This is a genomic window from Candidatus Competibacter phosphatis (assembly GCF_012939995.1).
GTDB lineage: Bacteria > Pseudomonadota > Gammaproteobacteria > Competibacterales > Competibacteraceae > Competibacter > Competibacter phosphatis.
The window spans coordinates 1-7,710 of record NZ_SPMZ01000110.1 but is presented as its reverse complement, the minus strand read 5'-3'; the positions used below and the strand labels follow the sequence as shown (position 1 = coordinate 7,710).

Genomic DNA, 7,710 nt, shown 5'->3' with positions numbered 1-7,710 from the left:
ATCGCCCAATCTGTAATCACATTTTCAGCCTGAAGGCCAGCAAGAGCCAACCCAAGCTGCCGTCTAAAACTTGATTTTTGCTTGTTCCGGCTACCGCTTAACTGCCGGATGGTCTCAACCTTGGCCGGGTAGTTCTCAGCGTGACTGGAAAACCAACCGTGAAGCCATAGCGCCAGAGGCTTGCGGCGCAGCTTGCGGCGCAGCTCCCAGTCAATCGCTGTCCATCCCGCGTGATACAGGGCCATGATTTTTGGGTTTTGTTGTAGTTGGTAAATGTCAGTCTCCTCATCGCGCCAGAACTCCAACATGCTGCCGCCGTAGGTGTGCAGGCCTTGCTTGATTTCGACACAAGTCGCGGCGATGCGGCGGAAGGAATCCATCAGGCAATCCCGCTCCGACTTGCCGTCTTGGCGGCCGAGCGCCCGCAAAAACGCCTTGATCTTGAAAACGCACACATTACCCAAGGGATGCTTGGCCGCTAGCTGCATGGCCTGCTCCCACACATCCAAATCGTATTGGTCTAGCTGCCAGCCGGTAAAACGTATTTCTATCCCAGACTGTGAGGCCAGCAATTCACCCCTGAGCGCCCTCCGCTCTTTACCTTGAATGGCGGCGAACAGGGCACTGCGCAAAAAGCTGTTCGGGGTGCCTCTGGACCCTTCCGGCCAAATCGGGAGCTTGACCACTTTGGCTGGTGGTAACGGGGCGGAAAACGCCTCCGGGGAAAGGGGCAGCGACTCTTGAGTCGCTTGCCCTCGCCGTTGCCGGGATCGTTCGATGGCACGGGACTCGACGGCTTTGATTTTGGCAACCAAAGGATCGGTTCCGGCGCTGGCGCTGCTTGTCTCGGCCTGAGCTGCGGGTTTGATCGGTTTGGCGTTCATTGCGCGATCTCCTAAAGCCGGGTTCGCGGGGGTATGGGGGGCAATTTGAAGGGGGGTGGTTCATCCTCTTTTTTCTCTAGCACCCTTTGAAGGTGCAAGTCGAGTTGCTGGCTCAGCGCGACCAGCAGCGACTGGCCGAGTGCGGTGAAGGCGTGGCCGAACCCGGTGTGCATCTGTTCCAGGGAACGATGAAGCTCGACGTGGTTTTGCTGGATCGCCGCCAAGGTTTTCCGCATCTCCACCACCGTGGCGTGCGCGACGGCCTCCGATTGCTGGAGCCGGGCGATTTCTTTTTGCAGACCGTTGGTCTGTTGTTGGAGAGCGGTGATTTGCTTTTCGAGTTTGCCGGTCGGGGTTTCTACCCGCCGCTCGCCGTCGATCCGATTTCGGGCCGCTTGCCGAAACCAATCGGGCGCGCTTTGCCCCGATTTTTGAATGGCGCCGACCACTTCGGCATTGATGCGGAACGTGACTTGTTCCACGAAATCCGATTTTTTTCGTTTTCATGGCAACCTATTGATCTAATTTAAATAATTCATTAGAAATTCTAATAAGTTTTTTTGAATTCAAATAAATTTGATATTTTATACGATAGATCAATCGATTGCAGCGATTTGGTCGTTTTTTTGACCGCACCGCAAGGTGCAACGGGTGTGCAGCCTCCCCTCGCCTTCTGCCTGTGGATAACTCGGCCGGTTCGGGAGATCCGAAGACGTTCCCACATCGTTCCCACCGCTCGAACTCTCTGATGGATCCAGACCTCCCGCCCGGTTCACCACGGCCCCCGTCAGCCACACCATCGAGACGATATTGCCGCTTCCGGCGCCCAGTCCGTTTTGATGATCCCCCATCAGCACGATTATCGAGCTACTCAACTCGGTGATTCTGATCGCCAATCAAGCAGGTCGCGTGGTGGTCCGGTCGGGATTACGCGAGGGTCGGCGTTGGACCTCGATCACGAACCGGCGAGACAGATGCCATCGCGGTGGCTAGGAGTTGTCGGCTATTAGGCAAGGTGCCGTAACACCACGAACGGCATCCTGTCATGGCGTATGCGGCCATGCTGCAAGTGTGTTGCAAACTCGTGTGAAACTGCGATTCAGTTTAAAGTACAATATTATTGCAACGATATTGCAATAAAATCTGTAATGTTGTGTACAACCATCTTGCAATGATGCCGCAATGTTATGTGCAATTGCTTTGTAACGCCTGGCGCAAAGGTCCAAGTCGGGAGCGATAGCGAAATGTCCGAGATCAAACCAGATGAAGTACAGAGACTTGCCAACTGTTTGGCGGAGATGCCGGATGCGGAATCCCCGCTCACCAAACGCAAAACGGTGGCCTTGCTCGCCAGTTCGATCCAGCAGGCGCGCGATAAGGGCTACACCTTGAAGCAAATCGCGCGACAGCTCCAAAACAACGGCTTCGACATCGGCTACACCGCCCTGCGCAACGAGTTATCCCGCCACAAAAAGGCGCGGTCTGGACCCAAAAAACCGCGTGCGGCGGTGAAGAAAGACCCGCGAACCCGCGTTGTCACGCCGTTGTCTGGCGCTACGCCACGCGATGTCGCGCCCGCGAAGGCGTCCCCGCGTGCGGCGGATAGTGCCGTGCCGCCGGTTGTGTTCCCGCCGGGTGCGGCCTGCGTCTTCACCAGCGATGGGTATTTCATTCCCGCTCCGGATCCGGAGGTGTTGTAGTGTTGCTGCGTTGCAGGGATTGCCGCCTCCCTTCATCGGTCGTGTTGCTGGCGGATTGATTGGATATTCACTCGGTTTTTGATCGGAAGGGCGTGATGAATTTTGAGTGGGATGCAATGAAGGCACGCCTGAATCAAGGAAAACATGGCGTTTCCTTTCAGGAAGCCGCCGAGGTTTTCGGCGATGATTATTCCTCCTGCATCCGCGATCCAGACCATTCCCAAGAGGAAGCCCGCTATCTGTTGTTTGGTGTCTCTTCAAAAGGCCATTTTCTCGTCGTGTCGTACACCGAACGAGCAGACACCATTCGAATCATTTCCGCGAGGCCCATGACTCGCCAGGAGCGTCGAGCTTATGAACAATGAAGATACGTTGAGACCGGAATATCCAGCGGACCTCATTCAATCGGGACAACGAGGTAAGTATGCCGAACGCTATCGTGCAGGAACGAATATCGTATTGATAGAACCGGATTTACATAAGCTGTTTCCAGACTCGGAAGCGGTCAACCGTGCGCTTCGCCAGTACGCCGAAGAACATCATTTGGCATCGACTTAAAACCGGACTTACTCTCCATACAAGAAACCCTAATCCGCGATGCAAAACTTCACGGGGTGACGGCGCTAGATCAGCGAAAAACCACGCTAACCTGACCCGGCGCGGTCCGGCGGCGGGCAGGGCTGACGGTGATTTGAATATCGCAACCCAGCCGCGCTAAGCCCTCCAGCATCTGGGTTTCGCTGATGCCGCGAAAACGGCCGCGCAACATCTCCGACAGCTTGAGCTGAGGAATTCCCATGACCTCGGCGGCCTTTTGCTAGCTCCAGCGCCGGGCCTTGATGATCTTGTCAATTTCGCGGGTGAGTTGTGCCTTTCTAAACTCTCCTCAGCGTTCGGGTAGCCGAGATCGGCATAAACTATGGGTACCGCCTCTTTCGAACTCAACCATGACGGTTAAGCCGCGTCCAGGCCGACATGCACCCGACAATCGAGCGCCGCCGCGATGTTGACCAGGGCGTCCAGTGAAAACCGCGACAGGCGACCGCGCAACAGGTCGTTCAGGCGGGGTTGGGTCACGCCGCAGCGGCGGGCCGCTTCCACCTGCGTCCAGCCGCGTTCCCGGACGAGCGCCGCGATCTGGCTCATCAGCTCGGAGCGGACCTTGAGGTTGGCCGCTTCCTGCGGTGTGTCGGCAAGGGCGTCCCACACGTTGGTGAAGGCTTCGGTCGTGGTGTCGTTCACGGGTTCACCTCAATTCGATTTGAGCGCAACAGGCCTTGGCAATATCCAGGTCGCGTTCGGCGTGGCCCACTTTTTGGCGAAGCCCAAAAAGACTGCGTCGTAGTGCTTGGGGGCTTCCTTCGCTTCCAGCCAACTATCGAAAGCATCCTTGCAGGTGTGCAACTTTCCATGGCCGAACTTTATCCACAGCCCGGCCGTCTGGTTGCCCGCCTCGCGCCTGTTCCGGCTCGTCAGCGATCTATCAGTGACTCGTCATTGACCCGTCTTTAATCCATCAGCAGTCCTTCGTTTTCTCGTCATCGGCTCGTCGGCTTCACTTCCGGTTTGTGTCTCCAGTGCAGCCTTACTCATTCATCAGCTTACCAAAAAGCGCAAGTCGGCAATCTGAACGTCAGGCGATTCCAAGCCAGACCGCCAAGGCACGATTGACACGCAGCATCGTTTCTTCCTCCAGTCGTCCGAAGGGCTCTCCAACCTTGTCGCGTTTGATGGAGACAATTTTGTCCACCATGATTTGAGAAACCTTGCGTAGTCCGTTGGTATTGGAGGGTTCGAGGGTAATTCGGAAAATCGGCGCACCGACAATCTCGCTGGTAATCGGCAATACCGAGAGGGTCGCGTGTTCGGTGTTGAACAAATCGGACTGGACGATCAAGGCGGGGCGCGGTTTGCCGAAATCGCCTTGCAGCGCGACGGTCACCAAATCCCCTCGCTTCACGGCTCCCACCCCTCGATGTCGCTAACAGCCGTGTCCAGGAAATCCAGGATGTCGCTCTCGCTGTCCTGCCGCGCGGCCAGTCGCGACTGGCGTCGGCACTCTTCGGCGAACTTGGGCGAGCGCGTGTCGGGTACCCAGAGGCTCAGTTGCCGAAAGCCTTGCGCCTTCATTCGTTCCCGGTAGCGTCGGACGTTTTCGAGCAGAGTATCGTGCGTGGTTGCCATAACATCACCTATAACAAGTTATATTTGTTATTATTTAACTAAAAAATGTGATGTATCAAGGCCAAGCGACTCATGACTTCGCTGGCAATCGTGAATTGTTCCTTCGGTCGCGTTTAGGATTGCCCTAAAATTAAAAAAGTCCAACCATAAGGTACTCTGCTGCGCCAACGCGAGTTCTGTGGAAGACGGCGAACATCGGGCGTAGCGAGACTGGCGATGAACGATAGACTGCTAATAAAGGCTAGTAAGATCAATTAAATATTGTTAACGATGGCTGATCGTGGTAGATCAGTAGAAACCATTAATCACTTGTTAGGCCGCACAAGGCCAGCGCCGGCTGATCGCGGCAGGAGGGAAAACACATGTCGTCGCCATTGCCTGAGGACGTGCGGTCAGCAATGGCAGCCGGACAGAAGATTGAGGCAATCCGATTGCTGCGAAAGCACACGGGACTCGGCTTGGCGGATGCCAAGGCCGCCGTCGAAGCGGGCAACCTTCCAGATTCGAACAGGTCGCAACCTGTGATCCGAGAGATTCCTGCGCAGGCGCAGGCTGCCCTTGTCGCAGGAGAGACGCTTCAAGCCATACGCTTGGTCCGCGAAGCCTACGGGATTGGCCTAAAGGAGGCGAAGGACATCGTTGATGCGCATGGTCAGTACCACGGGGGTCAAGGTCGCGGTCCCAGAGGCCCTGCGCCAGGGGAGGTGGCTCGGTCGAAGGTCGGTGGCTTGGTACTTGTGGTTGTCCTGCTGGTCCTCGGGGCTATCGCATGGTTGACACTGCGCGCTTGAGGAACCCGGTTGCGGTGGTGCAGTGCGGCCTAACCCCTCGCTCAAGCGCGGACGTTAGGCCACACATGCTAAAACACGCCGCATTTGTTCTCCTTGTCATTTTCTGCGGTGCATCGTTTGCCCAAGATGCCTTCCCGTTGAATGAACTCAAGTTTCAAAAGTTCTTTGGTCAGCGAACTGGAGACAAGACAACGTATTGCCTTCTTGGAAACGGATTCTTTCGCACTATCAGCTCAAGTGAAGAAGATACTGCTATTCCAGAATGGCTGAGCAAGCATCCCAATGCCAAAGCAGTTCCAGTCTCCATCATCGGTGATGGTTCAAAGACGCCGATTGTCTATATTTGGGCTGTCGATGGAACGGACAACCTGAACCTATCCCTTGTGAGGAGCGGTATATTTCCCGGCAGCGTCATGCTCGACGCAGTTCACTTTGAGGCTCTGTCACGCGGGACGCCTGATCGCGCCAATATTGAGGCCGGAGCCGCCTATGCGAGAAAACTTAACCCGAATCTGCCAAAGTCCAAGGAGAGTCCACCGCGAAGGCTTATTCCGAATGCGAGCTATGAGGCATTTTTGAAAGACCTAGCAATCGCCCAAAGCACCGCACAGACGAAAAAGATCGGAATTTGGAGCGACAAATTCAAAGAGCTGCGTGGTGAATGAACCCGTGTGGCCTAACACTACAGTCGAGGGGACGGCCAGCAAGCTGGCTTCCCTCGCTACGCTCGGCGCCCCCTCACTTCCACGTTAGAGTTTAGGACGCCAGCGCAGAAACGATTATGGCGCGAAAGTGCCAGCCGACGAACGCCAGCACCGCCACCAGCAGCAGGGCCAGCAATACCCACGGCCTGACTCTGCCCGTTGGCCTGGGCGCTGGTAGCAGCTTCGTCTCCAGTTCGCGGCGGGCGTGCTGCTCGTTCTCCAGTAGGGCCAGCAGGCGTACTCCCTGCTTGTTGGCCTGTTCCAATTGTATAGACAATTGGTTGACCTGATTTTGTAGCAGAACGACCGGGGATGGTGTTCGCTCCTGTTCGCGGTCGTCCAATTCCGTCACTGTCAGATTGGTGCTGGACAGTAATGGGACGTTCGCGGTCGTCCGGTTGGACGGCTCTCCGAACACTCGGACAAGCTCAGAAGTATCAATTCCTCGGCTTCCATCTGGGCGCGCGGACAAGTTGAGTCGTCCGCTTTTGACTGCACGATACAAGTTGGTACGTCCCACCCGCCACTGCCTGGACGCCTCGCTCACGCTCAATATCGCCATGTGCCACCTTGTCCGCTACGTTGTCCTAAGCTGTTCCACAAGGTGTAGCAGACAATGGGTCTATCTCAACAAAGGTACCAAACGCGACATAGATTCAGGCGTGATCTCGGACGCGCATGATCATCTGCCTGCTGGTATTGAACTGGCGTGCGATCGCTGAAACGGTTTCTCCGCTTTCAATTTTCTCGCGCACGATTTGTTGCTGAGCCAGTGACAAGGTGGTCGGTCTCCCAAGCGGTGTTCCTTGAGCTTTCACGCGGGATAGTCCAGCCTGCGTGCGCTCGACGAGCAGATCGCGCTCGAACTGAGCGACCACGTTAATGATGTGCATTGTCATCTTTCCAGCCAAGCTGGTCAGATCGACGCCGCCGCATATTTCGCCACGGTCTGTCTCATGTCACCGCGTGAAATGGCTCCCTTTCGTGCGGTTGCCTTCGATGGGATTCAAGATTTCAGGATTTGGGCGCCAATCTTGAATTTCATGGAATAACGGAAAAAAACAAGCAGTTTTCCAGAAAATCTAGACATGAATTTAGGAAAATTTTTAAGGATGACTTAAAAGCTAAGACTCGCCATATCTAGCATTACTAATAATTAATAATGCTGTTTTGATCGCAATTTTCTCTCATAAGCTCTCAGGTACTTGGCTCTTGTACAATAGGAATTGTGAATTATTATGACAGAAATATTTGTATATTTTCATATAAATAACATTAAAAATTTCCAGGTTCAAAGATTACCGTATACGTTCAGCAGCGGAGTTCGCTACAACGATAAATTAAGCTTTGTATTTTCCACTGATTATCATATTCTTAAATTAAAAATAAGCGAGTGCGCTAACTCACTATATAGCATTGGATTCATTGTGCGCTATCTACATTTAAT

At 54.5% G+C, this 7,710-nt stretch carries 10 protein-coding genes and 2 pseudogenes; 4 read left to right on the top strand and 8 right to left on the bottom strand.

Translation table 11 applies throughout. The features are described from left to right. Nucleotides 1–884, bottom strand: an 884-nt coding sequence (gene trfA / locus E4P82_RS21110; protein WP_169250719.1) for a plasmid replication initiator TrfA, incomplete at its 3' end; no start/stop codon positions are given. 11 nt (nt 885–895) lie between these two features. Next, nucleotides 896–1,366: a hypothetical protein gene (locus tag E4P82_RS21105; RefSeq protein WP_169250718.1), complete on the bottom strand. Its 471-nt coding sequence runs from the start codon at nt 1,364–1,366 to the stop codon at nt 896–898. Nucleotides 1,367–2,128: 762 nt separating this feature from the next. Between E4P82_RS21105 and E4P82_RS21100 the strand changes: the two genes are divergently transcribed. Genes E4P82_RS21100 through E4P82_RS21090 form a run of 3 tightly spaced genes read left to right on the top strand, consistent with a single transcriptional unit; the run spans nt 2,129 to nt 3,142 of the window. After that, nucleotides 2,129–2,584 (top strand): hypothetical protein, encoded by a 456-nt coding sequence (locus tag E4P82_RS21100; RefSeq protein WP_169250717.1) that lies wholly within the window; start codon nt 2,129–2,131, stop codon nt 2,582–2,584. Nucleotides 2,585–2,643: 59 nt separating this feature from the next. Continuing rightward, nucleotides 2,644–2,949 carry a BrnT family toxin gene (locus E4P82_RS21095; RefSeq protein WP_420887151.1) on the top strand — a complete coding sequence of 102 codons (306 nt, stop codon included), beginning with the start codon at nt 2,644–2,646 and terminating at the stop codon, nt 2,947–2,949. After that, nucleotides 2,939–3,142 carry a hypothetical protein gene (locus E4P82_RS21090; protein ID WP_169250716.1) on the top strand — a complete coding sequence of 68 codons (204 nt, stop codon included), beginning with the start codon at nt 2,939–2,941 and terminating at the stop codon, nt 3,140–3,142. Before E4P82_RS21095 ends, E4P82_RS21090 begins: the two co-directional genes overlap by 11 nt. Nucleotides 3,143–3,212: 70 nt before the next feature. On the opposite strand, the pseudogene E4P82_RS23940 reads toward E4P82_RS21090, so the two are convergent. The 4 genes and pseudogenes from E4P82_RS23940 to E4P82_RS21070 all read right to left on the bottom strand — a co-directional run bounded on the left by E4P82_RS23940 (nt 3,213) and on the right by E4P82_RS21070 (nt 4,768). Next, nucleotides 3,213–3,533: pseudogene (locus tag E4P82_RS23940) on the bottom strand (helix-turn-helix domain-containing protein). 5 nt (nt 3,534–3,538) lie between these two features. Continuing rightward, nucleotides 3,539–3,826 (bottom strand): XRE family transcriptional regulator, encoded by a 288-nt coding sequence (locus tag E4P82_RS21080; RefSeq protein ID WP_169250715.1) that lies wholly within the window; start codon nt 3,824–3,826, stop codon nt 3,539–3,541. 391 nt (nt 3,827–4,217) lie between these two features. After that, nucleotides 4,218–4,544: a type II toxin-antitoxin system PemK/MazF family toxin gene (locus E4P82_RS21075; RefSeq protein ID WP_169250714.1), complete on the bottom strand. Its 327-nt coding sequence runs from the start codon at nt 4,542–4,544 to the stop codon at nt 4,218–4,220. Next, nucleotides 4,541–4,768, bottom strand: coding sequence for an antitoxin MazE family protein (locus E4P82_RS21070; RefSeq protein WP_169250713.1), 228 nt, complete (start codon nt 4,766–4,768; stop codon nt 4,541–4,543). Before E4P82_RS21070 ends, E4P82_RS21075 begins: the two co-directional genes overlap by 4 nt. Nucleotides 4,769–5,624: 856 nt before the next feature. On the opposite strand from E4P82_RS21070, the gene E4P82_RS21060 reads away from it, so the two are divergent. Then, on the top strand, nt 5,625–6,224 hold the full coding sequence (locus E4P82_RS21060; protein ID WP_169250711.1) for a protein kinase family protein: 600 nt from the start codon (nt 5,625–5,627) through the stop codon (nt 6,222–6,224). A 91-nt stretch (nt 6,225–6,315) separates the two neighbouring features. Here the strand turns inward: E4P82_RS21060 and E4P82_RS21055 are convergent, their stop codons facing one another. Together E4P82_RS21055 and E4P82_RS21050 are read right to left on the bottom strand one after the other, a co-directional pair. After that, nucleotides 6,316–6,681 (bottom strand): hypothetical protein, encoded by a 366-nt coding sequence (locus E4P82_RS21055; RefSeq protein ID WP_169250710.1) that lies wholly within the window; start codon nt 6,679–6,681, stop codon nt 6,316–6,318. Between the two features lie 238 nt (nt 6,682–6,919). After that, a pseudogene (locus E4P82_RS21050) lies at nt 6,920–7,195 on the bottom strand (helix-turn-helix domain-containing protein); the annotation flags it as partial. Between the last annotated feature and the right edge of the window lie 515 nt (nt 7,196–7,710).

What these genes read in the sequence shown, in the direction of transcription:
- E4P82_RS21100 (WP_169250717.1), top strand. Translation starts at nt 2,129, where the DNA reads ATGTCCGAGATCAAACCAGATGAAGTACAGAGACTTGCCAACTGTTTG.
- E4P82_RS21090 (WP_169250716.1), top strand. Translation starts at nt 2,939, where the DNA reads ATGAACAATGAAGATACGTTGAGACCGGAATATCCAGCGGACCTCATT.
- E4P82_RS21070 (WP_169250713.1), bottom strand. Translation starts at nt 4,768, where the DNA reads ATGGCAACCACGCACGATACTCTGCTCGAAAACGTCCGACGCTACCGG.
- E4P82_RS21060 (WP_169250711.1), top strand. Translation starts at nt 5,625, where the DNA reads ATGCTAAAACACGCCGCATTTGTTCTCCTTGTCATTTTCTGCGGTGCA.